The 26,693-nt window shown below is 72.2% G+C and carries 31 protein-coding genes; 22 read left to right on the top strand and 9 right to left on the bottom strand.

What is annotated here, in order from left to right:
- Window positions 1-110 precede the first annotated feature (110 nt).
- The 15 genes from ACFYW3_RS38625 (at window position 111) to ACFYW3_RS38555 (ending at window position 11,822) form a co-directional block, all read left to right on the top strand.
- Entirely contained in the window at window positions 111-461 is a 351-nt protein-coding gene (locus ACFYW3_RS38625; RefSeq protein ID WP_389388966.1) for an RNA polymerase sigma factor, read from the top strand.
- Complete coding sequence (locus ACFYW3_RS38620) at window positions 458-751, top strand: hypothetical protein (RefSeq protein WP_389388965.1); 294 nt, start codon at window positions 458-460, stop codon at window positions 749-751. Before ACFYW3_RS38625 ends, ACFYW3_RS38620 begins: the two co-directional genes overlap by 4 nt.
- A 193-nt stretch (window positions 752-944) precedes the next feature.
- Window positions 945-2,525 carry a DUF2637 domain-containing protein gene (locus tag ACFYW3_RS38615; protein ID WP_389388964.1) on the top strand — a complete coding sequence of 527 codons (1,581 nt, stop codon included), beginning with the start codon at window positions 945-947 and terminating at the stop codon, window positions 2,523-2,525.
- Window positions 2,526-2,661: 136 nt separating this feature from the next.
- Entirely contained in the window at window positions 2,662-3,108 is a 447-nt protein-coding gene (locus ACFYW3_RS38610) for a hypothetical protein (RefSeq protein ID WP_200737907.1), read from the top strand.
- 2 nt (window positions 3,109-3,110) lie between these two features.
- Entirely contained in the window at window positions 3,111-3,332 is a 222-nt protein-coding gene (locus tag ACFYW3_RS38605; protein WP_200737906.1) for a hypothetical protein, read from the top strand.
- Window positions 3,333-3,725: 393 nt separating this feature from the next.
- Window positions 3,726-5,840 carry a hypothetical protein gene (locus tag ACFYW3_RS38600; RefSeq protein WP_389388963.1) on the top strand — a complete coding sequence of 705 codons (2,115 nt, stop codon included), beginning with the start codon at window positions 3,726-3,728 and terminating at the stop codon, window positions 5,838-5,840.
- 8 nt (window positions 5,841-5,848) lie between these two features.
- A complete protein-coding gene (locus ACFYW3_RS38595; protein ID WP_389388962.1) occupies window positions 5,849-6,253 on the top strand; it encodes a hypothetical protein in 405 nt (134 codons plus the stop codon).
- A 73-nt stretch (window positions 6,254-6,326) separates the two neighbouring features.
- Entirely contained in the window at window positions 6,327-7,151 is an 825-nt protein-coding gene (locus ACFYW3_RS38590; protein ID WP_389388961.1) for a hypothetical protein, read from the top strand.
- Entirely contained in the window at window positions 7,151-8,542 is a 1,392-nt protein-coding gene (locus ACFYW3_RS38585) for a transfer protein (RefSeq protein WP_389388960.1), read from the top strand. The genes ACFYW3_RS38590 and ACFYW3_RS38585 overlap by 1 nt, the downstream gene beginning before the upstream one ends.
- Before the next feature lie 155 nt (window positions 8,543-8,697).
- Window positions 8,698-9,192 (top strand): hypothetical protein, encoded by a 495-nt coding sequence (locus tag ACFYW3_RS38580; RefSeq protein ID WP_389388959.1) that lies wholly within the window; start codon window positions 8,698-8,700, stop codon window positions 9,190-9,192.
- A 17-nt stretch (window positions 9,193-9,209) separates the two neighbouring features.
- Entirely contained in the window at window positions 9,210-9,662 is a 453-nt protein-coding gene (locus tag ACFYW3_RS38575; protein ID WP_200737897.1) for a Pycsar system effector family protein, read from the top strand.
- A 24-nt stretch (window positions 9,663-9,686) separates the two neighbouring features.
- Window positions 9,687-9,914, top strand: coding sequence for a hypothetical protein (locus ACFYW3_RS38570; protein ID WP_351595656.1), 228 nt, complete (start codon window positions 9,687-9,689; stop codon window positions 9,912-9,914).
- Window positions 9,911-10,267 carry a hypothetical protein gene (locus ACFYW3_RS38565; protein ID WP_389388958.1) on the top strand — a complete coding sequence of 119 codons (357 nt, stop codon included), beginning with the start codon at window positions 9,911-9,913 and terminating at the stop codon, window positions 10,265-10,267. The genes ACFYW3_RS38570 and ACFYW3_RS38565 overlap by 4 nt, the downstream gene beginning before the upstream one ends.
- A 284-nt stretch (window positions 10,268-10,551) precedes the next feature.
- Window positions 10,552-10,971 (top strand): plasmid mobilization protein, encoded by a 420-nt coding sequence (locus tag ACFYW3_RS38560; protein ID WP_200737894.1) that lies wholly within the window; start codon window positions 10,552-10,554, stop codon window positions 10,969-10,971.
- A 638-nt stretch (window positions 10,972-11,609) separates the two neighbouring features.
- The gene (locus ACFYW3_RS38555) at window positions 11,610-11,822 is read left to right on the top strand and encodes a hypothetical protein (protein WP_200737893.1); all 213 of its coding nucleotides are present in this window, start codon (window positions 11,610-11,612) and stop codon (window positions 11,820-11,822) included.
- 311 nt (window positions 11,823-12,133) lie between these two features.
- Here the strand turns inward: ACFYW3_RS38555 and ACFYW3_RS38550 are convergent, their stop codons facing one another.
- From ACFYW3_RS38550 to ACFYW3_RS38540, 3 genes are all read right to left on the bottom strand, one after another.
- On the bottom strand, window positions 12,134-12,883 hold the full coding sequence (locus tag ACFYW3_RS38550) for a hypothetical protein (protein WP_389388957.1): 750 nt from the start codon (window positions 12,881-12,883) through the stop codon (window positions 12,134-12,136).
- An 884-nt stretch (window positions 12,884-13,767) separates the two neighbouring features.
- Window positions 13,768-14,403: a hypothetical protein gene (locus ACFYW3_RS38545; RefSeq protein ID WP_389388956.1), complete on the bottom strand. Its 636-nt coding sequence runs from the start codon at window positions 14,401-14,403 to the stop codon at window positions 13,768-13,770.
- 456 nt (window positions 14,404-14,859) lie between these two features.
- Window positions 14,860-15,309 carry a hypothetical protein gene (locus tag ACFYW3_RS38540; RefSeq protein WP_200737890.1) on the bottom strand — a complete coding sequence of 150 codons (450 nt, stop codon included), beginning with the start codon at window positions 15,307-15,309 and terminating at the stop codon, window positions 14,860-14,862.
- A gap of 505 nt (window positions 15,310-15,814) precedes the next feature.
- Between ACFYW3_RS38540 and ACFYW3_RS38535 the strand changes: the two genes are divergently transcribed.
- From ACFYW3_RS38535 to ACFYW3_RS38505, 7 genes are all read left to right on the top strand, one after another.
- Window positions 15,815-16,546, top strand: coding sequence for an AAA family ATPase (locus tag ACFYW3_RS38535; RefSeq protein WP_389388955.1), 732 nt, complete (start codon window positions 15,815-15,817; stop codon window positions 16,544-16,546).
- Window positions 16,547-16,555: 9 nt separating this feature from the next.
- Complete coding sequence (locus tag ACFYW3_RS38530; RefSeq protein WP_389388954.1) at window positions 16,556-17,125, top strand: hypothetical protein; 570 nt, start codon at window positions 16,556-16,558, stop codon at window positions 17,123-17,125.
- 24 nt (window positions 17,126-17,149) lie between these two features.
- Complete coding sequence (locus tag ACFYW3_RS38525; RefSeq protein ID WP_389388953.1) at window positions 17,150-17,545, top strand: hypothetical protein; 396 nt, start codon at window positions 17,150-17,152, stop codon at window positions 17,543-17,545.
- Entirely contained in the window at window positions 17,542-18,474 is a 933-nt protein-coding gene (locus tag ACFYW3_RS38520; RefSeq protein WP_389388952.1) for a recombinase family protein, read from the top strand. Before ACFYW3_RS38525 ends, ACFYW3_RS38520 begins: the two co-directional genes overlap by 4 nt.
- 209 nt (window positions 18,475-18,683) lie before the next feature.
- Window positions 18,684-19,124 (top strand): hypothetical protein, encoded by a 441-nt coding sequence (locus tag ACFYW3_RS38515; protein WP_389388951.1) that lies wholly within the window; start codon window positions 18,684-18,686, stop codon window positions 19,122-19,124.
- Window positions 19,121-19,678, top strand: a complete 558-nt coding sequence (locus ACFYW3_RS38510; RefSeq protein WP_389388950.1) for a bifunctional DNA primase/polymerase — start codon at window positions 19,121-19,123, stop codon at window positions 19,676-19,678. The genes ACFYW3_RS38515 and ACFYW3_RS38510 overlap by 4 nt, the downstream gene beginning before the upstream one ends.
- A gap of 4 nt (window positions 19,679-19,682) precedes the next feature.
- On the top strand, window positions 19,683-20,264 hold the full coding sequence (locus tag ACFYW3_RS38505) for a hypothetical protein (protein ID WP_389388949.1): 582 nt from the start codon (window positions 19,683-19,685) through the stop codon (window positions 20,262-20,264).
- Window positions 20,265-20,374: 110 nt separating this feature from the next.
- On the opposite strand, the gene ACFYW3_RS38500 is transcribed toward ACFYW3_RS38505, so the two are convergent.
- The 6 genes from ACFYW3_RS38500 to ACFYW3_RS38475 all read right to left on the bottom strand — a co-directional run bounded on the left by ACFYW3_RS38500 (window position 20,375) and on the right by ACFYW3_RS38475 (window position 26,191).
- Entirely contained in the window at window positions 20,375-20,674 is a 300-nt protein-coding gene (locus tag ACFYW3_RS38500) for a hypothetical protein (RefSeq protein WP_351595689.1), read from the bottom strand.
- Window positions 20,674-21,474, bottom strand: coding sequence for a ParA family protein (locus tag ACFYW3_RS38495; protein ID WP_389388948.1), 801 nt, complete (start codon window positions 21,472-21,474; stop codon window positions 20,674-20,676). The genes ACFYW3_RS38500 and ACFYW3_RS38495 overlap by 1 nt, the downstream gene beginning before the upstream one ends.
- Window positions 21,475-22,090: 616 nt before the next feature.
- Window positions 22,091-23,656, bottom strand: a complete 1,566-nt coding sequence (locus ACFYW3_RS38490) for a hypothetical protein (RefSeq protein ID WP_351595695.1) — start codon at window positions 23,654-23,656, stop codon at window positions 22,091-22,093.
- Window positions 23,657-23,867: 211 nt separating this feature from the next.
- On the bottom strand, window positions 23,868-24,761 hold the full coding sequence (locus tag ACFYW3_RS38485) for a bifunctional DNA primase/polymerase (RefSeq protein ID WP_389388947.1): 894 nt from the start codon (window positions 24,759-24,761) through the stop codon (window positions 23,868-23,870).
- 32 nt (window positions 24,762-24,793) lie between these two features.
- Window positions 24,794-25,351 (bottom strand): UTRA domain-containing protein, encoded by a 558-nt coding sequence (locus tag ACFYW3_RS38480; protein ID WP_351595625.1) that lies wholly within the window; start codon window positions 25,349-25,351, stop codon window positions 24,794-24,796.
- Window positions 25,352-25,393: 42 nt separating this feature from the next.
- Window positions 25,394-26,191 (bottom strand): GntR family transcriptional regulator, encoded by a 798-nt coding sequence (locus ACFYW3_RS38475; protein ID WP_351595628.1) that lies wholly within the window; start codon window positions 26,189-26,191, stop codon window positions 25,394-25,396.
- Window positions 26,192-26,693: the final 502 nt, after the last annotated feature.

The following is a 26,693-nucleotide window of genomic DNA, read 5'->3' as shown; positions in this document are numbered from 1 at the left end:
CATCACGCCGCTTCTTCGGCCGCCGGTGGCTTCTTCATCTTCGGCCGGCCCCGCGTTGGAGCGCGGGACCGGCCGGGCCTGGCGGCCCAGATCGCATGGAGGTGCGACCCGTGAAGAACGTTACCCATGACGAGGCCCTGGCTGCTGACCTCGCTGAGATCTACGCGAACCAGCACGTCAGGGTGCTGGGCATCGTCGCCCGCACGCTCCGCCTGGAGGACCGGGCCGCGTACGCCGAGGACCTCGCCCAGGACGTGTGGCTGATGGTCTGGCAGTACCTGCTGCGCGGCAACGAGATCCGCAACGCGGCGGGGCTGCTGTCGGTGTTCGCCCGGCGCCGGGTCTACGCCCACTACCGCTCCGCGCGGGTCCGCCGGGAGATGGCGATGGACCCGCAGGACGGGCCGCTGGAGCGGCTGTGCGCTGAGCTCGCGGCGATCGGGACGGGGGCCGTGCGATGACGACGCCGACCCTCGCCCAGGTGATCGGCCCCCGCACCGAGGGCGCGATCTACGAGAACGTCGACGGGGCCTTCAAGGTCTTGGAGCTGGTGACGGACCCCGCGCGGGCCCGGGAGCTGCTGCACCGCCAGAGCGCCCGGTTCGCCGTCGTCGTCCGCGACACGCGGCGCGAGGACGGGCAGCCCTTCGCGGTCGGCTCGGTGTGGACGACGTCGGACCGGCTGCTGAAGGCCGGCGGGAACGACCGCTGCCCGATCTGCGAGTTCTGGCGCTGCCGGTGCACGGGATGAGGACGGCCCGGCGGGCGGTCCGCTTCCTGGCCCGTCTCGCGGCGGGCGACTGGCAGTGCAGCCAGTGCGGCAACTGGTTCTCCGGCCCGCCCTCGCAGACATGTCCGAGCTGCACCTGATCATTGGCCACCCGGGTCCGGAGCTGCTTCGGCCGCTCCGGACCCGCCCCCGCACCGCTTCGGATGGAGAGAGCATGACCACCACGATCGAGCCGCCCGCGAAGGTGCCGGCGCCCTACGAGCCCGACCCGGTCCCCACCTTCCGCGAGGCCGCTTCGGGCACTCGCCCGATCCCTTCGGCCACTCCGGCCGAGGCTTCGGGCACTTTGGAGGAGGACGCGCCGACCGGCACGCCGGACGTCAGCCGCAAGGTGAAGATTGCCCTGGGCATCGCCGCGGTCGTTGGCGGCTGCGTCATGGGCGCGATCGGCTTCTACCTCTCCTTCGGGAACCTCAGCAAGGCCGGGCACACGGTCTTCGGGTTCTCCGTGGACGACGGGAAGTTCTTCGCGATCGGCGTGGACGTCGCGATCGTCACCTGCCTGATCCTGGACCTGTTCATGGCGACGATCCGTACGTCGTGGCCCCTGCTGCGGTTCCTCGCGCACGTCATGACGGTGGCCAGCGTGTACTTCAACGCCGCCGCATTCGGCGCGATCAAGGACCACATCGACAAGGCCCTGTCCCACGGGCTGATGCCGGTCCTGTTCGTCATCGGGGTCGAGGCTGGGCGCCGCATCCTGGTCCACCAGGCCGCGCTCCCCGCCGACCACGACACCATCCCCGGCCACCGCTGGGTCCTGGCCGGGCGCACGACCTGGAGCATCTTCAAGGTGATGAAGATCTGGGACCTCCCGTACAGCGAGGTCGTCACCCGCCAGCGGGAGCGGGCCATCTTCGACGCCTGGACCGAGTACAAGGCGGAGATCGCCAAGGCCGGGCTGGAGGAGGGCAGCGAGGAAGCACTCGCCCGGCTCCCCAAGAAGCTCGCGCCGTACGGGCTGACCGTGGACGAGGCGCTGGCGCTGCCGGACCGGATGGCGCGCGAGGAGCTGCGCCGCCAGCAGGAGGCCGAGAAGCGGGGCCGCGACCTGGAGCTGGAGCGGGAGCGGGCCGAGCACCAGGCGGAGAAGGAGCGCCTGGCGCACCGCAAGGAGATGGCGAGCCTGACGGCCGACCTGAGCGCCACCGAGGGTGTCGCCGGGGCCCAGGCCCGCGGGGCGGTCGCGGAGGCGGAGGCGCGGGCCGACGCGCAAGCTCGGGCGGCGACCGCGCTGAGCGACGCGGTCGAGTCCGAGGAAGCGGCCGAAGCCAAGCGTCGAGCAGCCGAAGCGACGGCCCGAGCGGTCGAAGCCGACGCGCGAGCGGCCGAAGCCAACGCGGAGAAGATGGCCGCGCTGGCGAAGACGGAGACGGACAAGGCGAAGGCGCTCGAAGGGATTCACCGAGCGGCCGAAGCCGAAGCCGGAGCGGCCGAAGCGACGAAGCGAGCGGCCGAAGCCCGGTTCCAGACGGCCGCGATCACCCGCCGCGCGGTCGAGGCCGAAGACGCCGCGAACTTCACCCCGCGCCAGCGCCGGGTGCGGATCGTCGCCCGGATGATCCTGGCGAAGTCCCCGGAGGACGTCACGCTCGACGAGGTCGCCACGGCGATCGGCGTCACCTCCGGCAGCACCGCGTCGACCACCAAGGCCGACGCCATCGCGCTGATCGAGGCCGGGTACGACCCGGCCCGCGGCTTCGACCCGGAGGCCGCCTCGCGCACCGAGGCGTGACCCGCCCGCCGGCACCACCGATGAAGGCCAGCCCGAAGCAGACGGGCTGGCCTTCGTCGCGACTGCCGGAAGCAGTCACCACGACCAGGACGCGGATATCGCCCTGGTCACGACCACAACGGTAGGGGAGAAACACATGAGTTCCGCCGAGAAGTGGACTTCCGATCACCTCCTGTCGCCCGTGACCCGGGCCATCCACCTGGAGCAGCGCCGGGCGCAGCTCCTTCCGCTGGCCGACGACCTGCGGCGCCTGGCCCGCGAGATGGAGGCGGAGCTGAAGGAGATGGAGTCCATCGAGGGCGACTGGCCCGGTCAGGCCAAGCTCCGGGCCTGGCACGTCGGCAAGCCGCTGTTCAAGGCCGCCGACGACGTCGAGCAGGTGATCAGCGACCTGATCAGCTTCAACGCCCGGCTCCAGAAGTCGTACGAGGAGCTGCCGCAGAAGCGCGAGGCGAAGCGCCGGCGCAAGGAGCTGGCCAAGTCCGGGCAGCCCGAGGCGATCGAGTCGGCGCCCGCCAGCGGGGTCCCGACGCAGCGCGACGAGTTCGGTGACGTCTTCGACGGGCTGCGGAAGGGGGCCTGACGGTGGCTGCGCAGACCAAGGCCGAGCGTCAGGCGGCCAACCGCCGGGCGCACTTCGAGCAGCGCCAGGCCGAGCGGGCCGTACGCGGTCCGCGCGGCCTGGCCGAGTCGTGGATGGAGCGAGCCCGCGCGGTCGCCGCGACCCGCGAGAAGGCCGGGGATGAGGACGTGTGGAACGACCTCTCCCGGAGCATCGCGAACTGGGTCTCCCGCTACGAGCAGTGACCACCGGGTCAATCAATCCACCGGTCAATCCAGGCGGTGAGCGCCTCGCCCTCGCGTAATGCGGAGGCACGGGCACACGGGCGCACGGGCACGTGCGCGCGTACGCGAGGCGGTCACCGTCTGTCAACCCTCTTCCGGGAGAATTCGATGAGCAACGGCAACAACAACGGCGGCGGCGGCCAGGTGATCCCGATCCGTCCGGCGGGGACCGTGGCGCCCCCTCCACCGCCTCCTCCGCCACCGCCCCCGGCTGCGACGCCCTCGCCCCCGGCGGCGCCGCCCGTGTCCCCGGGCCCCGTTGCGGGTCCGGCTGCGGCACCCGCCCCGGCGGGGCTGGCTCACCCGGCGCTGGTCCTTCCCGCGCCGGCGGTCCCGCCGCCGCCCGTCCCCGCGGTGCCCGGCGCGGCTTCGCCGCAGGTTCCGGCCGCGCTCCAGTCCGGTGGCGTCGCCGGAGGGGTCAGGGGATCGGGCCGGGCCGCGATGGTCCTCGCCATCGGCACCGCGGTCGCGGCCCTGCGCGGCATGACCGGCTGGCTCGCCGACCGCCGCCAGCAGTTTCAGGACCTGGCCCCCGTACGGCAGGCGACCGCGAAGGCGAAGGCCGAGAAGGTCAAGAACCGTGCTGAGCACGAGGCCGCCCTGGCGCAGATCGGCGGCGACGCGGAGAAGGCCCGCGCCAAGGGTCGCCTCAAGTCGCTGACCGACGGCGGCTCGAAGGGCGGCGGCTCCAAGGGCGGTGGCGGCGGATCGTCGGGCGGCAGCAAGGGCGCCGGCGCCGGAGGCGGACGCGGCACGAAGTCCGGCTCCACGGGCAGCGGCTCCACCGGCCACGGCAAGGGCGGCCCGGGTAAGGGCGGGTCCGCCGGGAGCGGCAAGACGTCGACCGGCAGCGGGTCGACCGGCCTCGGGAAGCCGGGGTCGGGCGGCAAGACGTCGGCGGGCACCGGCTCGTCGGGGGCCGGCGGGAAGGGCAGCTCCGGAAAGAGCGGCCCGTCCGGGTCCACCGGGGGCGGCAAGGGCAAGGACGGCTCCGGCAAAGGACTCAAGAGCCCCAGCGGCGGCAAGTCGCCCAGCTCCAGCCCCTCCAGCCCGTCCATGGAGCGGGCCCGGGGCCGCCAGGAGCGGGCCGCGGCCCGGCAGGGCGCGAAGGCCCAGCGCAAGGCGGACCGGCAGTCGGCACGGCTGGAGACCCGGGCGAAGGACCAGGACGCCGACCGGGAGAGGCGCAACCGCAGCCGGGACAGCGGGCAGGCGGTGAAGGACAAGATCCGCAATCGCCGCCTCAAGGACCGGGCCAAGGCCAAGGACAAGGCCAGGAAGCAGCGGAAGGTCGAGGCCGAGGCCCGTACGACCCTCGGGCAGTCGCTGGCGGAAGGGGCCGGGAGGCGGCTGGAGAAGCGGCGCAAGAGCCTGGCCTCGCCGGTACTGACCCGGGCCAAGAAGAAGGCGTCGGCCGCCCCGGCCGGTCCCAAGGTCAGCCTGACGAAGGCTCCGAAGAAGCCATCGGCCGCTCCGGCCGGGCCCAAGGTCAGCCTGACGAAGGCCCCGAAGGCTCCTTCGACGGCCCCGCCGGCCACACCCCCGGCGCCGCCGAGGGTCAGCCTCAAGAAGCGCCCGAAGGTCAACCTCAGGAAGCCGACGGCTCCCACGTCGACACCGCCGACCGCGCCCCCGCCACCGCCGCGGCCTACGGCGCCGCCACGTCCGACAGCTCCGCCGCCGGGGCCGACGACCACCGTGCCGCCCCGGCCCACGAAACCGCCGAAGGTCGGGCGCAAGAAGAAGGCCAAGCAGCCGCCGCCCGGCCCGACCGGCTCGAGGCCCGGGTCGCGTTCCCGCAGCAACCGCAGCCAGCAGCCCCCGCCCCCGCAGGCCCCGCAGTCGGACGGTGCGTGGCTCAGGCCGCCGCCCGGGATGAACGCCACGTACTCCGTGACGCTCGACCGGCTCGACCAGGAGCCCAAGCCGAAGCCCAAGCCCAAGCCGAAGCTGAGGGAACTGGTCGGCGGCGACTGCTTCCCGGGGGGATCAGGAGGACCCGCAGCACCGCCCGCGCCGTCCGGCGGGGTGCCAGGACCACGGAAAGGGGCGCCGCCCATGGGATCGCCTGCACCCGTACGGGACACCCAGTTCACCGACTCCGACCTCACCGTCTACGACGTCATCGAGGCGGACGAGGACCAGGCCGAGGAGATCATGGCGGGCGCCGAGCACGCCCGGCTCGTCGCCGACCGGTGCGACCGCCTGGCTGGCGCGATCGAGGAGATGCGCGCCGAGCTGATCGCCAAGTCGGTGCCCGGCGTCTTCGTCGGCTGGTGCACCCGGCTGATCGAGCGGGCCGGGGTCGTGGAGTCCAAGGCGCAGGCGGTCGCCGGGGGTCTGCCCCGGGCCGCCGAGGCCATCGCCCACGCCGGGCAGCTCGCCGCCGCCTTCGACAAGCCGGCCGCCGACAAGGTCCGCGACATGGGCCACACCGCACCCGCCGACGCCTCGTACCACAAGGAGTAGCCATGGGAATGGATCTCGCACGAGTCGGCTCGAAGGTCGTCGAGCTGGTCTCCGACGGCATCACGTACACGGTCGCCACCGCCAAGCTGGGCATGGCCTCGCTCGCCATGTTCGCGCTGAGCGAGGCGGTGCGCGGCGCGTACAACTACGTCGAGGACTGCGCCCGGTCGGTGGACATGCTCGCCGACACGGCCAGCACCCTGTGGGTCGAGGGCGAGGTGGTCAACGCCCACCGCGACGCGGCCGGGGTGATGCGCGGCGTCCTGGCCGACGCGGAGTCGCTCGCGAACGAGGCCGCCGAGATGGCCGCCGACTTCAGGGCGGCCAAGGAGGGCCACGAGGCCGACTACGGGCCCGTGGCCGAGCTGATGGCGGGCAAGCCCACCGACCGCACGTACTACAGCAACCGCTGACCCTCTCCCCCGTACGGGGCGGCCGGAGCCTTCGTGGCCCGGCCGCCCCGCCCGTTTCTGGAGGTACTTCCCCATGCTCGCTCGCGTGCGTGCGACGGTCGGCCGAGCCGCCACCGTCGCCGGAGCCGTCGTCCTCACCGGGGGACTGGGCAACGACGCCGTCACCCTCCCCGGAACCCTCGCCGCCCTTGCCGCCGCCGGCGTCGGCCTGGCGGGGAGCTCCAAGGTCCTGCGCGCTCCCGCCTCGGTGCGCTGGACGGCCATCTCGATCTACGCCGCCCCGCATGCGGGCTGCGCGGCGCTGCTCGTCGGCGAGCGCCTGGCCCCCGACGGGCCGGTGTCCTTTTTCGTGCAGGCCGCGGCTGTGGCGCTGTGGACCGGAGCCACCTGGCTCCTGCGCCCGGGGCTCACGGCCCGTGAGTTCACCGACGAGGCCCTGGCCCAGGCGCTCGCCGAAGCCGAGAAGGTCGAGGAAGCGCCGGTCGAACCGGTGGCCCCCACCTACGACAGCCCGCAGGCCCGTTGGTGGGGCGAGCGGTTCGCCATCGAGGGCGGCGTCGCCCCCGGCACCGTGCTTCTGCAGCACCAGCAGGTGAGCGAGCAGTGCCTGGCGCTGGTCATCGGCGCCCAGAAGCGCGGGCAGCCCGTGCCCGACATCTCCAAGCCCGGCCTGTCCGCCGAGCTGGACCTCCCGGAGGACCTGATCGACATCGGCCCGGTGCCCGGCCGTGGCGCCGGCGTCCGCCTCCTGGTCCTCGGGCAGCGCCCGGTGGCCGAGGCCGGGGTGGGACCGGGCGACAGCGACGCGGAGGTGTGGGCGGAGATCGCCGCCAGCGCGATGCCGGGCGTCGAGCTGATCGAGGCCAACACGTACGAAGTCCACAAGGAGCTGACCTAATGCTCGATGTACGCGAGTACGTGCTGAAGACCCCGCCGGGCGGGGTCAAAAGGTACGACCACGAGGCGCTGTGCGACCTGCTGAAGGTCGAGGACTACAGCCGCGTCATCTTCGAGCAGGGTGTCGGCCGCGAGGCGATCGTCAGGGTCTACCCCTCGAACCCGCTGATGGGCGTCCGGCCGGTGAGCGTCGAGGACCTGGTGCTGGACAGGCGCGGGCGGATCACGCTCGGCACGTACTTCGACGGATCACCGCTCCGATTCAGGTTGTTCGACCCCAAGACCGGCAACGCCCAGCGCGGGGCCGTCTTCGGGACGACCGGCGCCGGGAAGTCCAGGCTCGTCCAGGCGATCCTGGTCGCCTGCAAGGCGTCCGGCATCGTCGTCCACCTCGCCGACCTCAAGCACGGCCAGTCGGTGCCCGAGGCCAAGGGCAACGTGGCCACCCGGGTCACCACGCAGTACGAGACGATCCTGATGCTGCGGGGCCTGGTCGCCGAGGCCGAGCGCCGTATGGACGCGTACGCGGAGCTGGGCCGCTCCGGCTTCGTCAAGGACGACCCGGACCCGCTGATGTACGGGATCGTCGACGAAGCGAACAGGTTGCTCGAAAAGGGCGCCCCGTTCCGCGAGGAAGCCGCCCTGCTCATCAAGGAACTGGGCAGGACGGGCCGGTCGGTGGGCGTCGGCATCATCATCGCCGCACAGGCCGGGCACCTGGACGAACTCGGGGGCAGCGACACCCTCCGAGGCATGCTCAAGGAAGGCGAAGTCATCCTGTTGCGCTGGTCCAGCGCCATGATGCAGCAGCTCGTCAGCGACGGCCTCCTCCCCCGCGGCGAGTCCCTCCAGCCGATCCCCAAGGTCGTCGGGCAGGTCCGCCGGATTCGCCGCTACAACGAGCAGCGGGCCGACGACGAGGACGACGTGAACTCGCAGGGGATGCTCTACCACCTCACCGGAATCCGCCCCACGAGCATGGCCCGCACCTACGTCGTCGGGAGCATCGAGCCGTGCAAGGGCTTCGACCCGGTGATCCTCGACCTGTACGGCGACCACGCCCCTCCCGGCGAGACGATCGACCTGGAGGCCCACATGACGGCGAAGGAGCGTCAGACGGCCGGTGGAGGCCCCGAGGAGGGCACCGTGGGAGCGGGCCCCGAGCCGGAGCCCGAGCCCGACACCGCCACGATGTCGACCGCCCAGCGCATCCTCGCGGTGCTGCCGGCGGACGGACTGGCCATCGTCGATCTCGTCGCCGCGCTCAACGCCGACCGCGGCCGCCAGGTCCGCCGCGGCTCCGTGCTCACCACCGTCAGCAGCATGCGCGCCAAGGGCCAGCTCGCCCGCCCCGACGGGACCCAGCTCATCGTCCCCATCCCCGCGGACTGACCCCGCACAGCAGCACACAGCAGACCCTGCGGGCATGCCAGCACGCCCGCAGGCCAGCACGTCAGCACGCTAGCCAGCCAGCACGCCGGGCCCGGGAGATTCCGCCTCCCGAGCCCGGCCCTTCCCCCGCAGTGCCACCGACGAAGGAGCACCCAGTGGACTACGACCGCAACGCCGCCCCGCTCAGCGCCGACGAGGCCGACGCCCGCGCCCGCCAGCTCATCACCGAGGCGTACGCGCCGCCGTACGAGGTGCCCACCTCGTACCGCGACGAGACCAAGCCGCCGGCCTACGGGCCGACCCCGCCGGTCGCCCAGCCCGGCCGCACGCCGATGTCCCAGCGCGCCACGGACGCCAGCGCCCTGATGCTCTCCGGCAGCGTCGCGGCCCTGTCCGTCGGCGGCGCCGCGTCGCTCGTGCTCTACACGCTCGGGCAGGTCGACCCGGTCACCCTCGCCATCGGCGCCACCGGACCCGTCGCCCTGGTCCTCGCCGCCGGATCGCTCCTGAAGGCCGTGGGCCGCGCCAAGGCGGCGACCGCGCCGAGGGAGGTCCACAACCACTACACCGGCTCGGTCCGCCAGGAGAGCACCACGGTCTCCAGCACCACCAAGGGCCTGTTCGCCAAGAACCGCAACGACGTCCGCTGACCCGGAAGGACACGCTCATGCCCAAGGACATCGACACCCGCCTGGACGCCGCCACCGCCACGGTGCTCGCGGAGATCAGCCGGACCGACGCCAAGTCCGGCGTCCTGCTCACCGCGTTCTCGCTGCCGCTGGCCGCGCTCGTGGCCGCCGTGCCCGGCAAGCCGTTACCGGGCCTGTCCGCCGTGTTCGTCGGCGCCGGCACCGTCGGCCTGGTCGCCGCCATGCTCGTCGTGCTGATCGTCGTACGGCCGCGCCTGACCGGACACCCCCGCGGCTCGTTCCTCTACTGGTCGCTGTGCACCACCGACGAGCTGCTCGCCGACCTCGATGCGCCGGCCGACCGCGCGGCCCACGTCGTCCTGCTCTCCCAGATCGCCCGCCGCAAGTACGCGGGCCTGCGCCTGGCGGGCGACATCACCGCCGTCGCCCTCGTGGCCCTGGCCGCCGCGCTCCTGACCGCCCTGATCTGACCGCCGCCGAACACGGAGACCGAGATGTCGTTACCGAACGAGCCCACCCAGTGGACCGTCACCCTCGCGCCCGCCGCACCGGCTTCGGCCGCGCCGTTCCTGCGGGCGCGGGCCCGGCGCTGGGCCCTCACCGCGGTCGCCCTGCTCGCCGCGTACTGGATCGGCACGGCCAACGCCGACGGCACCGCGGCCCGGCCGCCGGCGCCCGCGTACACGCAGCCCGCCACCGTGACCGTGGAGCCGCCGCGATGACCCGCAAGCACGCCATCAACGACGCCGAGGCGCACGTCGTCACCTCCCACGGCAGCGACTTCTTCGGCGAGGACCGGCACACGCTGAAGTCGCTGACGAGCCTGGCCGGGTACGCCGAGGGCTGCCTGCTGTACGACGAGCGCGGCCCGGTCGTGCTGCTGCTGTCCAACCCCGGCGAGGGCGGCACGATGACGCCCTCGCAGGCCGCCGAGGTCTCCGCGCTGCTGCTCAAGCTCGCGCGCCACCGCTTCGTGCGGGCGAAGGAGTCGGCCGTCGCCCACGCCCTGGCCGAGGCCGCCACCCGCGCCGCCGACTCCGGCGAACCGTGGGAGTGGCGGATCGAGGCCGCGTAGCACCGACGCGCACCACCACCGAGGCCCCCGGCCCGTCTCCTCCCGAGGCGGGCCGGGGGCCTTTCTGCGTTCCGGGGGGAGAGCAATGACGAGGGCTTCGCCCACGCCTGTTACGGGCCTTCGGCCCGGCGTCGCCCACGCCCGGTGGGACGCACCCGTACGTCGGCGGCCGGGCGGTAGATGGGGGCAGCAAGATAGTGCATACGGTTACCGTATGCGCCCGACGGCCGGTCAGCGGCTGTCGGTTGGTCCGGGGACGGACCGGGGGTTTTCGAGGGGGCGGCGTGCGCAAGCAGCGGGTGTTCGGCGAGACCAGGCGGCGCACGCGCCGCACCGACGAGCCGCGCGAGCACCGTGTCTCCCTGCGCCTCGGTGACGACGAGATGGCAGCCGTCCAGGCCGGTGCCACGCTCGCCCGGCTCACCCCGGCCGGGTACGCCGCGCGCACCGTCGTGGCGGTCGCCATGGGCACCCTGACGCCGATCCCGGCGACGACCCGCGACGAGCTGCGCGAGCTGCTGGAGGCGCGGACCGCGCTGACCCGGATCGGCAACAACCTCAACCAGCTCGCCCGTACGCGGAACGCCGGCGGCGACGTCACCGACGAGCAGCTGCACGCGGTGCTCGAGCGCGTCGAGGCGGCGGTCCGGCGGATGGACGAGGCGACCGTCGTGAACATGCGGCGGCGCCGTCGCCGTGACTGACCGCCGGTGGCCGCTGGTGGCCTTCGCCGGCCCCCAGGCCCCCGCTCCGGTCGGCATCGCCCGGCGCGGTCGGGCATCGTCGTGGTCGGCCGCCGTCCGCGCCGGACGACACCGCCCCCGTGGTCACGTCGGCTGAGCCCGGCCGCGGTCGACCGGTACGTCTTGCGCGCCGCCGGTACGTCACCGAGATGACGTACGGCGAGGAGGACCAGGAGCACGACGACGACGACGGACGCGCCGCCCCATAAGACGCGCTGCACCGACGGTCGCCCACACCTATGCATCACGGCCCGACGGCATCCCGCGTACGACCGACGCCCCGTCCTCGCGCACAGCCAGAACGGTCACAGCTCAGGCATTCCAGCAAGATCAATACGGGCACACCTCTTGCATTACCGGCCCTTGCTACAACGCACAGTACGAACCACACCTAGGCATTCTTCAATTCGTCGGCCACACCGACATGCCCCAGCGATCCGACGCACACCATGTGCATTGCCTTCCGCATCGCCCTGCGACGCGCGAAAGATCTTGAGCGGGGACCAAGGTATCGTCGCTCCGCGCCGACACGAGGGACCCCGTCGCGACCGGTCGCGAGGGTGCACACGCGCGCGTGCCGGAGGCGCGAGACTGCTCCCATGAGCACCGCACGACGACGACTCGGCACCGGCCCGAGCACCACCAGGACCACGCCCCCGGACGGACCCGGGCCGCGGCTTCTGCCCGCCGAACGCGTCGAGGCGGGGCAGCTCCTGGACGACGTCGAGCACCAGGCGGTGGCCGACCAGAAAGGCCGGCGGGTCCTCGGGCCGGGCATCGCGCGGGAGCCGAAGGGGTCCCCGGGGAAGTAGTCGGCGTGCTCCGGGCCCCTGTTCACCGGCTCCCACCTGCGCGGTTGTCGTGGGCGCGGCGACGTCGAACAGGACCTGAAACGGGACCTGAAAGGGGACTCGGTACGGGACCCGAAACGGGACTCCGAAGGGGACCCCAAACGGAACCCGGGGCCGAGCAAGTTGTCGCGTACGACGGTCGTAGCCCGTTCGCACGCGGAGCAAGTTGGTGCGGAAGGGTAGCTTCCCCGTTCCGCAGGGTCAGACCGAGGGCGGCCTGACATCTCTTGCAACTCCGTTCCGTCCGGACGAAACTCCGCCGGTCGCTCGGTTCAGCCGCGGCCCTTGCGGGCGTCCCTCTCGCGTCGGCGGCGCTCCGCCCGGCTGATGCCGGTCGGCTGCGCGGGGACCGGTGCGGGCGCGGCCTGGCCGTCACGGAGCTGTTCGGCGACGGTCGTGAACACGCTCGCGAGCGCCCGGCGGTCCTCCGCGCTGTGAGCGCCGGCGCGGACTTCGTCGAGCAGCACCCGCAGGTGCGAGTACCAGCCGTCGACCGTGCGGGGCGGGGAGGACTCGAACGCGCCGGGGAAGTCCTCGGTGGCCAGCCGCCGCAACTGCATCCTCAGTTCGGCCGCGCGGGGGTGCTCGCGGAGCTCCGGGGCGTCGGCGCGCAGGTAGGCCAGCATGGTGCGCCAGTCGTCGAACGACGTCGGGAAACGGAGGTCGGCCTGGCGCGGGTCGGGCCGCGCGGGCACCGGCTGGAGCACGGTCGGGCCCTTGCGGACGACCGTACGGACGCGGGTCTCGGTGCGCTCGATGACCTCGCGGACCGGCTCCGGCGCGGCCGTGTCGAGGCCCAGGGCCTTCTTCGCGTTCTCCCGCTCATGCCACCTCTTGCGGTGGTCATCGCAGCAGAACTTGGGCGGCCGGCCGACGCCGCCGTACCGCAGGACGACCGCGCACCACCCGCACGTGCGCTGCACCAAGCGGTCACGCACGCGCACGGTCTCGTACTTCGCGACGACGTCGCCGTGCTCCTGGTCGTCGTTCTCGTTCGGCTCGGGCGGCGTGCTGGTGGTCATCCCGGAACCCTACGGGCCCGCCCGGCACGGCCCGAAGTTCCGTCCCCACGAAACTCCCAGGGCCGGAAGTGCCAGAGGTGTATTGCACCCGAGGTGCTCCGAACCGGGGGCGAGCAAGTTATCCGTGAAGACACTCTTCGGGTTTCCGGCCGAGGGCGGCCGGAGTTCGAGGCGGGGTGTAAAACCACCTGTAAAACCAGGTGTGACTGGGGGTCCTCCAGTCCCCCGTCCCGACCTGCACGGACACTCTTCCATCTCCGAGACCACCCCCTCGCGTCGTCCCTAGGAGGGGGTGGTCTCGGAGTTTCCAGAGGTACAGGTCGGGACGGGGGACTGGAGGACGGGAGTGGTGGGTGGAGGAGTCGAAGGGAGTTCTGCAGGAGGGAGTGGGGAGTTCGGGCGGGGGTGGTGAGCGGAGTTGCAAGAGGTGTCACGCGGGGGAGTTCGGCGAAGGTGACGGAGGCGGGCGGTTCGGGGCCGGGCGGGAATGCATGAGGTGTGACCGGGTTGGCCGTGCAGCGGGCCGGGAGGTTGCCCTACAACCTGCTCTACAACTGGCCGTACAACTGGCTCTACAACTGGCCCTACGGCTTGCCGCACAACTTGCCCCCAGGCGTCTCGCAGGGCGCTTCGCAGAGCGCCCGCCAGGACACCCGGCAGGGCGCTTCCCAGCGCGTCTGGCAAGGCGCTTCGCCATCCGGCAGGACCCACCGCCCACCTGCGGGGTCAAGGGGGCCGGGGCCGCCGACTACTTCTGTACGGGACCCCCTGGAGTCCGACAGCCGTTCCCGACCCGGTGCCGACGTCGGCTTCGGCTTCCCCTGGTCGTGGTCGACGGGTACGCGTACCGGCCCCTCGACATCGAGGACCAGGAGGACGTCGAGCTACTCCGCCCCGGGCGCGGCCGGGGGATTCTCCGCGTACTGCGCGAGCGTCTGCTGGAGGCGGGCGGCGAGGTCCTGGAGGTGCGGGGTGAGGGCGCGTTCCATCGGCGTCTCCTCGCGGGCGCGCTGCCGGGCGTCCTCCTCGTCGAGCAGCTCGTCGAGCGACTTCGGGTTCGGGTCGAGGCGGTCGAGGAACCACGCCGACGCCCGCCAGTCGCCCGGCCGCCGGCGGATGCGTCGCTCGCTGCGGTGCTCGCCGGTGATGGGGTCGGTCCACGTCCGGTACGTCTCGGAGACGACGGCGCCGCGGGCTGCCTCCTCGATGTGGCCGGTGGCGCGGACGGCCGACGCGGCGCGGGCGCGGGTGACCCGGGCGTACAGCGCGGCGTGCGGGTCGGGGGAGTTCACGTCGAGGTGGCCGTGCTGCTTGTCCTCGACGACGTCCTCGCCGCGGCTCATCCAACGCAGGAAGGTGGAGCGGCCGACCCCGGCGGCGTCGGCGGCCTGCGTCATCGGCAGGCCCACGGCGGTCGCTCGGATGAGGAGGTCCATCACGGCCGGGGTGAGCAGCGAGGGCCGGCCCCGGCGGCGCGGGCGGCGGGCGGGGGACTTCGCGGAGTCGTTGGTGGTCGTCATGGGGGCGGACCGTACGGACCGGCGGCGCTACCGTCGCGTGCTTCGCGGGACTTGTGGGACCGCCCCATCGCGCGCGAGATAGCAGGCTCACGCGCTTGCGTCTCGGGCTCGGCGGCCGCCGGTCAATGGAGGGGGAAGAAGCCACCCCGGCGGGGCCACCGGGCGGCGGTGGAGGAAACCCGGCGGCCGGTGGCCTCTTCGTCCAGGCCGGGCCGGGGGCGGGTCCACCGCGCGGGCCCCGGCGGGGCGGGAAGTAGAGGGTGGGAGGAAGTGTCGAGCCGCGGGCGCCCTCCGGGCGCGGGTGGTGGAGCTGACCGCCGGCCCCGTGTCCCCCTGGGGGACGGCTGTCCCCGGCGGTGCGCCTCGTACGCCACACGGGTGACACCGCGCGGCCCGTCTACCTGCGGGAATCGCTGTGTGCCCGCGTGTGCCCCCGGGGCAGCTCCGGACGTCCGCTCACACGCGGAGGTCGGAGAACGCCCGGGAGCGCGCCGCCTGCAAGGCCGCGTCTCGATCTTCGACGGGTCCAAGCTCCTCGCGTTGCCGCCGACGGTGCCGGGAGTCCTCCGGGCAGCCGACCGCGTCGCAGACGATCCGCTGCTGGAGCAGGGACAGCCCGCCCTGGTACAGCGGCTCCATCGGCGGCACGAGCGCGACGGACTCGCCGGGCAGGTCGAGGGCGGCGAGCTTGCGCACCTGCTTCTCCTCCTCGGAGATCAGCCGCAGCACGATGTCGGTGAGCGCGATCGTGTCCCGGTGCCACCCCACCGCGTGCCCGGCGGCGTCGTGCCGGGCGGCGTCCAGCGAGACGTGGTCGTACCGGCCCTGGACCGGGCAGGCCCGGCAGACCCAGATGATGCCGGTGTCGAGCTGCATGTCGGCCTTGAGCGCGTCCCACGTGTCCATGGCCTGCCAACCGACGGGCCGGGGTCGAGGACACGGCCGCCTTCGGAACCACGGCCACCACCCCCTTGACCACCTGCCGGACAAGGGGGTGGTCAAGGGGGTGCCGCCATGGAATCGCTGGCGGGCGAGCGTGCTGGCACGCCAGCAGGCAGGCACGCCGACGCCGGTCCTCCCGTCGAGGCTCCCGCCGGCCGCGCCCGAGCGCCAGGGGTGCACGGCTCGGACCCGGGCCGCTCCCGCCGGGCGGGCGGGAATCTGCCGACCGGCCCGCAGCGCGGGCAGCGCCTCGGGGGGTGATCCATTCCGGACGGGGGGCGCAAACGGTCGTTTTAGCCCCCGCGAGCCGATCCAATCCAACAAGTCACCCAGAAGGGTGAAAATCGGGCCTAGAACGGTCTGCGATCCATTGGAATCCGTTCCGTACTTGCGCCCCCCCTTTTCGCCCCCCTAGAGTGGTGAACGGACGCCGACGCCATCCCGGCCCGGCCGAACCGAGGGGGAACCCATGGTCTTACCGCGCTACGTCCTCGCCCCGGCGCATCTCACCGGCGACGTCTTCGGCTGGCAGCTCCACCGCGGCGGCCTGTACCTGGACTGCCACGAGACCTTCGCGGAGAACTTCGACCGCGACGTCGAGGCGGCGATGGACTGGGCCGAGCAGATCGTCGGCACCCGGCAGGACTGGCGGCACACCCGCGACGGCGGCCGGGACGCGTGGATCGCCACCGACGACCGCGAGGTGGCCGGCACCGACGTGCTCCGCTCGATCGAGCCCGGCACGCTCGTGGTCGCCGTCGGCCCCGGCGCCTCGGGCAAGAGCACGTTCGCGGCCGAGGCCGGGATCGTCACCGTGGTCTGCCTCGACTCCCTGCGCGAGCAGATCGGAGGCGACGCGGGCGACCAGGCGCTCACCCCGGCCGCCGTCATCGAGCAGAACATCCTGCTGGAGAAGCACCTGAGCGAGGGGACGACCCTCTACCTCGACAGCACGAACGTCGAGGTGCGCGTCCGAGCCGAGCTGATCGAGCGGGCCCGCCGCCACGGCCGCCCGGTCGTCGCCCTGCGCTTCCTGCCGCACCTCGACACCTGCCGGTCCCGCAACGCCGAGCGGCCCGCCAACCGGCGGGTGCCCGACGACGTCCTCGCCTGGCAGCACTCCCTCGCGCTCGCGGCCACGCCCAAGGCCCTGCTCGCCGAGGGCTTCACCGCCGCCCACGACATCTTCACCCCGCTCTAGGAGCCCGCCGTGCCGCACCTGGACGACCACCGCACCGACCCGGTCCTCGTGGACAGCCCGCTGAGCCTGGACCAGATCCAGGCGGGCCTGGCCCACCACGAGGCCGCGCACGCGGTCGTCGCCGCCGTGCTCGACGTCCCGTGCACCCGCGTCCGCGTGATGCGGGTCGTACGGGAGGCCGGCGCCGGGTGGACCGGGGCGACCTCGTACGAGGACGCGCCGGTCTCCGCGTACGGCCTGGCCCTGATCGCCGCCGCCGGAGAGCACGGCGAGCTGCACCACCTCCAGGCCGCCGGGCTGCTGACCGAGGCCACCGCCCGCACCGCCTGCGCAGCCCACGACCGGGACACCGCGATCAGCGCCGCCGCCGAACTCGGCTTCACCATCACCGTGGACGGCCAGGCGCCCGCCGACCCCGACCAGGGGGCGACCTGGTCGGAGGTGAGCGAGGAGGCCCGCGACCTGGTCGCCGGGCAGTGGCCCGCCGTCAACGCCGTGGCCGCCGCGCTCCTGGCGGCCCCCAACTTCACCCTCACCGGCGACGAGGTCTCCGACATCATCGCCGCACACCTTCACTGACCCATCCCTACCGAGGAGATCCACATGAGCGACAACAACCCCGCCCGTCACCTGTCGGACGCCGCCGAGGGCATCCGCACCTTCAACCACGTCTCCGGCGCCGTCGGGCAGGACTGGACCTACCCCGGCCACGCCTACAGCGCCGTCGGCAACCTCTCGTACCTGGTCGGGATGCTGGAGCAGGCCGTCCAGCAGTCGACCCGGCCGGTGATGTACACCTACGAGCACGGCCGGGTCCGCATCGACAACGGCGGCGACGCCGACGCCAAGGTGGCCGAGCTGGTCGCCGCCCGGCGCGACGCCGAGGCCGCGGCCGCCGCGCTGACGTCCGCCGTACAGCGGATGCACAACGCGGTGTCGCCCATGGGCCTGGACACCACCGGCATCCCGGAGTTCGAGGACGACGGGGACGACGAGTGAGCGCCGACCGCCTGTACCTGCGGCACTCGACGGACAAGCAGACCGATGCCCGGCAGCGGCACGCCCTGGCGGCGCTGCTCGCCGCCGGCTCCCCGGCCTACGAGGACCCGGCGACCTCCAGCCGCGTCCTGTCGCTGTACCGCACCGGCTTCAAGAAGCTGCTCGACGAGGCGGCCGTCGGCGACACGATCCGGATCGCGGACGCGGCCCGCCTGTTCCGGTCGGTGGCGGACATCATCGCCCTGCGGCCGGTGCTGATCCGGCGCGGGCTGCACCTGCGGGTGGAGTCGGGGCTGCTGTCCGGGATCGATCTCGCCTCGGACGACCCGGGCACCAAGATGATGGTGAGCGTGCTCGCGGCCGTGCTGGAGTTCCAGCGCGACATGATCAGCGAGAACACCAAGGAAGGTGTCGCCGCGGCCGAGGCCGCCGGGAAGACGCTCGGGCGTCCGGCCGCGCTCGACGAGGGCGAGGTGGTCGAGCTGGTGGAGGCGTTCCGCGAGGGCGCCGCCGTGAAGGCCCTCGCCCGGCAGTACGACATCGCCCCGAAGACCGTGCGCCGAGTCCTCGATGCCGCCGGGGCCCGCGACGTGCCCGACGACCTGTCGTCGTTGCTCGACGGCGGCGACCAGGACGACGTCGCCGACGGCCAGGAGCAGGCGCCCGCCGATCCGGTCGCGGTGGTCGACGTGCCCGGCCTGGTCGCCGAGCATCTGGTCGACGTCGCCGACGACGCGGTCCGCCAGGCGCTCGCCGCCGGGCAGACGATCCGGCGCGGGCAGGGCTACTCGGTGCGGGTCACCGCCCCGGTCAGCGTGCACGCGGCGATGATCGAGCACTCCGCGACCGCCCTCATGCAGTCGCCCGCAGGCCGCAAAGCCCATCGCATCCACTCCGATCGCGTGACGTCCCTGCGGATCACGCCCTGAGTGTCGGTGCCGTTCGCTACAGTCGGGTCTGCGGTCACCGAGGTGACCGTGGGCCCGGCTCGTGGCCCGGTTCGTCTGGCCCAGACCGGACGAGCAACACCGAAGGTGCTCCGCGCCGAGCCACCCTCTCCACGCTACGCCTTCGCTGGTCTCGCTCTTGAGCGGCCGGTGAGTCTGGGATCACCGCGAGCCGCCAGAAAGAGCTTGAGATGCCGAAGGATCACGCGCGCAAGAAGGCCCTCGCCACCATCAAGGACCTGTACGACGTCAAGCACGCCGACGCCATCGCGCTCCTGGACCACCCCGACGCCGACGAGCGGGAGACCCTGGAGCGGTACCTGTCGGAGTACATGGACATCAACACGTACGCCGAGGCCGTCGCCTACCTCCGCCAGGAGCAGAACGACCCGCGCAACCAGATCATGTGCCGTGACTGCGGCTGGACGTACGGGATGGTGTGCCCCGAGTGCGCCAAGGGCTGCGGCTGCGAGTACGGATGCTCGGGCTGGCGGCACGAGGAGATGCGGGCCGCGACCGGCGACTACGACGAGGACGACGACCCATACGGCTGCCAGGAGTGCGGGGCCGGTGGCGGCGGCGACCCGTACGGCGAGTGCTGCTGCTACGAGGACGAGGACGAGGCGGCATGAGCACCGTGACCGACTTCGAGGCCGCCGTGCGGGCGGCGGGCCGGGGCCTGGCCCTGTTCCGTCTGCCCGCCGGCGGCCGGGTCCCCACGCCCGGCTGGCACGAGGAGGCGACGACCGACCCGGCCGCGCTCGTGCAGCTGCTCGCCGACGGCGCGAACATCGGCGTCGGGTGCCGGGCCTCGCGGGTCGTCGCCCTCGACCTCGACGTCCACCAGGCCGACGGCCCGGCCCTGAACGGCATCGAGACCCTGCGGACGCAGCTCGACATCCGGGGCCTGGCCGACTGGCCGGAGACGTTCACCGTGATGACCCCGCACCAGGGCCTGCACCTGTACTTCCGGGTGCCGGCGGACTGCGTCATCGGCAGCACCTCCGGCGGGCGCACCCGGCTCGGGCCCGGGATCGACGTGCGCGGGCCCGGCCGCCGCCGCGGCGGGTACCTCGTCGGTCCCGGCTCGATCGTCGGCGGCCTGCCGTACCTGATCGCCCGGGACGTGCCCGTGGCCCCGCTCCCCGACTGGATCGACGCTCTGCTCACCCCGCAGAAGGGATGACCCCATGACGACGTACGTCACCAAGGCCGTGTCCGGCCAGCTCCAGCCGCCCGCGCCGCTGGACCCGCAGGAGGTGCACCAGCTCGCCCGGCACGCCCTGGACGTGCTGATGCCCGCAGCCACCGGCCCCCGCGACCAGGCCGAGCCGCTCGGGGAGGCCGCCGGGCAGCTCGCCATCGCGCTGTGCGCGTTCGCCCGGCTGGTCGAGGCCGCCCCCGACGACCACCAGCTCTCCAACGGCGAGGACGTCGTGGAGCGGCTGCGCCGAGCCTCGCTCCACGTCCAGGAGCACATGGCCGCCGCGGTGCCGGCCGCCGAGCTGGAGGCCCGCACCACCGGACTGGTCGACAGCAACCTCGAGGAGGGCCTGCCGGTGGTCGGGTCCCTGTCGGCGGAGCTGCTGCTGGCGGGCGGCCGGTCCGCCACGGTCCGGCTCACGCACGAGAACGCGCACCAGGACGTCGAGCTGGAGGACGGCCGCACGGCCCGGCTCCCCGCCGCCCATCAGCTGATCCTGCGCGACGGGTTCCACGAGCTCGCGCGGCTTCTCGCCCCGCTGACCCAAGAGACGACCGCCCGGGTGTGAGACCAGGCCGTACGACGCGAGAGCCCCGCACCGGCCGGTGCGGGGCTCTTGTGCTGTTCAGCGCGGCGGGCCCGCGTGCTGGCGTGCCAGCATGCCAGCCCGCCAGCGTGTCAGCGTGTCGACTCGTCGAAGGCCGCGTCGGCTTCGGCGCGGTTCGCCTTCCGGGTCTGGAGCCAGGTGCGGACCGCCTGCTCCAGGCCCTGCCGGACCTCGATGCCCGCCATGATGCATTCCGCGCGGAACGACTTCTGCAGGTCGTCGGGGAGGTAGCTGGAGAACGACCGCCAGTCCGTCTCGCCGCTCTGCTTCCGCCGGCGGCGCAGATCGGCGCCGACGGTGACGCCCCCGGTGTTCGGGGTGAGCGGCGGCTCGGAGACGTCGTCGGGGGTCTCGAAATTGTGGCGGGGCATCAGGCGGCGGTCCTCTTCTCGTACGTGTCGGCGAGCAGCTCGAACCCGGCGACCGCCCCATGGAGCTGCGAGCCCTTGGCCTGCTCCAGCGGGACGTGGTCGTTCGAGGCGTTCGCCATGATCTCCCGGCGGTGGATGATCGGCTCCCACACCAGGTCCCCGAAGATGCGGCGGACGCTGGCGAGCTGCTGGCGCTGCCGCGGCTTCCCCTGCTCGTAGTCGTTGACGACGACCCCGTCGATCCGCAGGTCGTCCGCGTGCAGGGCGGCCCGCTTGTCGGCGATGAACTCCCGCACCCGGCGGGCGCCGAGGATGGCGTCGATCTCCGCGCGGGTCACCAGGAGCACGCCGTCCCCGGCCGCGAACGCCATCTGCGTCAGGTGGAACAGGCTCGGGGGGCAGTCGATGAGGACGTCGTCCAGGTCGTCGTCGGCGCCCTGGAGGGACTTGGCCAGGCGCAGGTGTGCGCCGGCGAGCCCGGCTTCCGCGTAGCGGTTCTCCAGCTCCAGCCAGGCCGGGGCCAGCCGCATCCGGGCGGCGTACTCGACGTCCCAGCGGACCGGCGTCCACACCTGGCCCATCGTGCCGACACGGTCGGCCTGGACCGCCTCGCTCACGGTGATCTGCGGCTGGTCCTCGTTGTAGGTCCAGCCCGCCCGCCGCGAGAGGTTGCCCTGCGGGTCGAAGTCGAGGAGCCCAACCCGCCGGCCCCGTTTCGCCAGCGCCGCGCCGAGCCGGAGCGTCACGTCGCTCTTGCCCACCCCGCCCCGGTTGTTGATCACGACCGTGCGCCTGGCCATGGCGTCGCCTCTGTCCGTACTCGTCGGGACCCCGTCAGCACGTCAGCTTGCCAGCGCGGCAGGCATGCTCGCGGGCCAACACGCCAACCCGCCCACGGGCCAGCGTGTCAGCCTGCGGGCACGCTGGCATGCCAGCACACCGGCAGCTCAGGCCGTCGTGCCCAGCAGGTCGTTCGTGGATGAAGAAGCCACGCCCCGCGGTCGACGCCAGACCGCGCGGGCAGTGCACTACCCGCGCGGGGTGGCTTCTTCCTCCCCGGAACCAGTAGTGCTCTATAGCAACAGAAACAACAGAGTTAAAAGAACTACCCGCACTACCCGTACTACCCGCATAACCGCAGGCCAGAGCGGTTGCGGGTAGTGATCAGATGGCAAGATCGCACTACCCGCAACTACCCGCACTACCCCGTGGCGGACAGTGCGGGTAGAGCGGGGGGCGACTACCCGTTGCGGGTAGAGGGTCAACGACTACCCGCAGGCCGCTGAGCTGGCACTTTGCGGGTAGTACGGGTAGTGCGGGCAGTGCGGGTAGTGGTTGCACCGCACTCCGCGCAGGACATACGACGAAGGCCCGCACGGAGTGTCCGTGCGGGCCTTGGTCGGTGCCGAGGAGTGGCTACTGCTCGGACGGGGGGCCTTCCACCCGCCAGTAGTTGATCTTCTGCCGGGCGTCGCGTCGGGCGAGGATGCGGTAGCCGCTGAAGAACCGTCCCTGCCGCGCCCGCAACCACTTCCCGAGCTGCTTCGAGTTCGGGATCTTGTCGCCGTTGGTCGGCATCACCTTGCTGAGCGAGGATGCGGCGCTCATCCCGGTAGCGGAGGCGAAGGCGAAGTCGACCAGGTTCTGGGACGTGTACTCCTTCGTGCCCAGCTCGTCGCGCCATACGGAGAGGAAGGCGGCCCACTCCATGGAGTCCTCGTCGGCGTCCTCCATCTGCTCTTCGCGGTCGTCCAGCCAACCGGGGAGGCACATCCAGTTGAGGATGCCGCCCAGGGTCCGGGGCCAGGCACCGAAGGACGCCATGTGGTGGCTGGACTTCGGCATCCCGGCCGACACCCAGCCGCAAAGCAGGGTGAGGAGCGCATGGAGGACTTCGGCGGTGTGGAGCTGGAGCCACTCGTTGAGGTCGCCGGCCGCGAAGGCGGCGGGGTCGCGGGTGTCGGGTCGGACCTCCGGGTTGAGGCGGACCCAGATGGTGCGCCGGGCCAGGTCGTCGCCGACGGTGAGGTTGTTGCCGTTGGCGACCCACAGCATGTTGTTCGGGATGTTCGCCATCTCGGACTTGCCGAGGACGCGGTCACCCCAGATCTGTGAGGTGATCAGCTCCGACATCACGGGGAAGCGCAGGGTGTGGCCGGAGGGCACGTTGTCGAAGACGGTGACGGGGTGGCCGGACTCCATCAGCACGGAGGTGATGACCTTCCGCTGCTCGCCGTTGTCGGAGCCCCAAGAGGCCGTCTTCAGCCCGAAGAGATCACCCATGATCCGCGAGAGCAGCGACTTGCCCGAGCCCGGGTTCGTCGCTGTGATGCACCACAGGGGGGTGGGGTCCGGGATCATCGAGCGGAGCAGGGGGATGAACAGGGAGCCGACGAACTGCGCGAGGTCGCTGGCGGCCATCCACGGGAAGTCACCCAGCATCCGGCCCACGATCAGCTCTTGGGCGTCGGAGATTTGCTCCTGGGTCGGGTTCTCGGGAACGTCCTTGATGCGGATGCGGGGCGAGTAGAACCAGCCGGTGGCCGGGTTGTAGCCCTCTCGGAGGTGCAGTCGACCGTCGGGGCTGAGCAGGGGAACGGAGGTGATCCCCTTGAGCGCGGGCAGCTTCCAGTTGTTGCGGGCCAGCACTACGGCCGCGACTCGCGTAGGCAGAAGCACCGGGGCGGGCCCGGTCTTCCGCATCTTGAAGACTTCGGCGTGCTCGTGCAGGGCGAGGGTCAGGCCGTCCTTCGAGATCTCCTCGATGAAGGGGCCGTCGTTCCCCTCGCCGATCCACACGGGCCGCCGGCCCCGCAGGTACACGTCCGCAATCGCGCCCGACTGGAGCGCCCGGGTCACCTCGGTGACCCCGGTCGGCTCGTCGGTGACGTCGATGACGACGCGCTCGCGAACCTCAGCCCGCGGCTGGGGTACGGCGGGAATGGTGTCGGTCGGGTGACCGTCGTCGGACGGGTGGCTCACGGGTGCTCCGTTCTTGGGAGCTGAGCCTGTTTCCGTCTCCTCTGCCTGGTCACCGTGTCGTACAGTGGTGACTAGCTAGGAAGGCGGGAGGGTCGAGAAACAGGCCCAGCTCGAAAGCTTCCAGAGTCGGCCCGGTTTAGGTGTGCAACCACCTGCCGGGCCACTCGCTTTTCTGATGTGGGTTGACCCTAGCTGAGCGTGTTTACGCAGCTCAGGCCATTTGTGTCGAGGGCACCGGGATGCCCGCTTCGGCGAAGCCACGATCGACGGCCCGCACGGCGTACGGCTCGGGGACCCCGACGGCGACGGCCGCCGCCACGATCTCCCCACCCAGAGCCTCCAGGCCGCACGGCCCGGGGCACTGCTGGTGGAGCGAGCCGAGGAACCGCGCGACGCCGAACGCTTGGCTCGCGGCGCCCTGCTCGCGGTGGCCGGTGACCATGGCGACGCCCTTGTCGAGGCCGGTCCGGACGTACCGCTCGGTGTGACGGCACCCGGCGGCGACCGCCCGAGTCCACGAGGCCCGAGGCATAGGCGAAGACGCGATCGCCCCCGCTGGCACCACGTAGCGGGGGAGGGTGGTTACCGTCTCGGGCAGCCGGATCATCCGGCCTTCGCCGGGCCCGAGCCAGCGGGCGTACGCCATGAGCGACTTGATGTCGACGCCGGGGCGCACGCCGTTGGCGGACTGCATCGTGCCCAGGTAGATCCAGTGCTGGCCCCGCGTCGTGACCACGGTCCGGGTGGCGGGCAGGGTCTCGCGGGCCCATGCCACCGCGTCGGCGTTGTCGAGGTCGACCACGGTCACTCCCGTGCCGCCCGGGTGGTAGCCGACAGCCCCGGCCCGCTGCCAGGCCGCCGCCCAGGCCGCCGACGTCACGACGTCGGCGGAGGTCGAGGCGGCGGCCCAGCCGTGGCACGGCCGCGGGCACGAGCAGGCGCCGGCTGACTTCATGTTGGGCCTGCCGCCGCACGAGTTCTTGGCGCACGCGGCGCAGTTCCCGAACGGACCCTTGCCCTCGCGGAGCGGCAGCACGGGCACGCCGAGCGCCACCAGCTCCAGGGCCTGCCGCAGGTGCTCGCCCGCTGAGGTGTCGTGACTCATGAAGTCCTCCTCGCCCATCCGGCCTGGTCAGATCAGTTCAGGGGGACGCCGTAGCGCAGCGTCCAGCCGGGGCCGAGGGTGTGCTTGGACACCTCGACGGTCCGGCCGTCCTCGGTGCGACCGACGTGGGTGATGGTCAGCAGCAGCGAGCCGGGCTCCACCCCGAGGGCGTCGGCCTGCTCGGTGCTGGCGGGCTCCTGGGTGACGTCCTCGACGACCTCCGCCTGAGCCAGCCCGGCGTCGGCCATCCGCGAGATGATCCCGCCCACGCCGGTGTCGAGCTGGGCCACGTCGGGCGCGGCCTCCGCGACGAAGGCCGGGATGTAGGTGTCGCAGAGCTGGACCAGACGGTCGCCGTCGAACATGCGACGACGCCTGATGACGACCTCCGCCTCGGTGTCGCCGAGGTAGGCGCGGATCTCGTCGGGAGCCGAGCCGCGAGCCACGTCGATCTCTGCGCGAGGGCTACCGCCGGCGCGCTTGGTCTCAGCCTCGAATGCCCCGTGGGCACCGTGCTCCGCCCGCTGCGTGTACCGGCTCCGGGCGTCCCGAATGATCGTCCCGTCGGTGCCGATGGTGTTGCTGGGCATGTCGCTCTCCTTCGTTGTGTGGGTGAGTGATCGGGCAGGACGTCAGTCGGCGTCCAGCTCCCAGGTGTACGAGAACCGCCAGATGTTCGCGGGCATGACGTGCACGGCGACTTCCACGACGCGGCCCTCCGCCGTCGAGGCGTGGTGGACCAGCTCGTACACCTGCCGGTCCTCCGGGATGCTCAGGGCCTCCGCCTCCTCCGAGGTCGGGAACCGAACCTCGATGGACTCGCGGATGCGGCGCTGAGCGAAGCCGAGGTCCGCCAGGCGGTTCTTGCTGCCGCCCTCGCCGGTGTCCTGCTGCTCGATCGGCGTCCCGCCAGCGATGTCGACGGGGAACCAGGAGGTCGCGAGCTGGACGACGAAGCCCTCGTCGGTGTCGGTGCTGTCTCGCCCGGCCTTCATGGCTCGCGTCCGGTAGATCGCCTTCGCGGAGTGGTGCAGGTCGAAGGCGTCGGCGACGTCGCGGGGCGGCCGAGCGCGGCCGATGTCGGTGGGGGTCCGCTTGTAGACCAGCCCGAGCCGGTTCAGTTCCGCCTCGAAGGCGCCGCGGGCGCCGCCCTCGGAACGTGCTGCGGGCTGGTAGCGCCCGGTTCCGTCACGAGTGATCTTGCCGATGAACGGGGTGACGAACGAGCCCTTCCCCTGCCGCGTGACGATCAGCCCGTCCCGCTCCAGCGACCGGAAGACGTCCCGGGCGGTCTGGAAGGCGATCCCCTCAGCGGCCTGCAGTTCGGACACGCTGGGCAGCTTGCCGCCGGGCGGGTACTTCCCGTTCTCGATCTTCGCCCGCAGATCAGCAGCAATCCGCTCGATCTTCCCCGGCTCCTTCTTGGCCACGGCCCCCCGCTCCTTTCGATTCGTCGGTGTCCCTCGTTGGCGGCCAAGCATGACATAGCTAGTTGAGTATCGGAAGCTGGGGCCGCGCACGGGTGTGTTGTAGGGGTGTTTCCGCAGGTCAGAAATCCAAACCGCTTGTACTCAGCTAGTTGTGTTGACACCCGCTGGCAGAGGTGGGTTAATCGACCCGCACGCCACTCAACTAGTTGGGCTGGCGGGTGGCGTCCTGGCCTCGTGTCCGGACGAAGGGTCCCGGGACAGATCGGGGCGAGGGGTCCGGGCACCGTGGCACGCCTGGGAGGTGGAGCACCTGCCTACGCCCATCGGCGATCCGGTGGAAAAGGTGCTTGCGCCCCGGGATTGCGTTTGGGATCTCGCCGGTTCGAGTCCGGCTCGGGGCACTGCGGCATCACGCCGCTTCTTCGGCCGCCGGTGGCTTCTTCATCTTCGGCCGGCCCCGCGTTGGAGCGCGGGACCGGCCGGGCCTGGCGGCCCAGATCGC

It is taken from the genome of Streptomyces sp. NPDC002602 (assembly GCF_042889445.1).
Lineage (GTDB): Bacteria > Actinomycetota > Actinomycetes > Streptomycetales > Streptomycetaceae > Streptomyces.
This window is presented reverse-complemented; position numbering and strand designations above follow the sequence as displayed.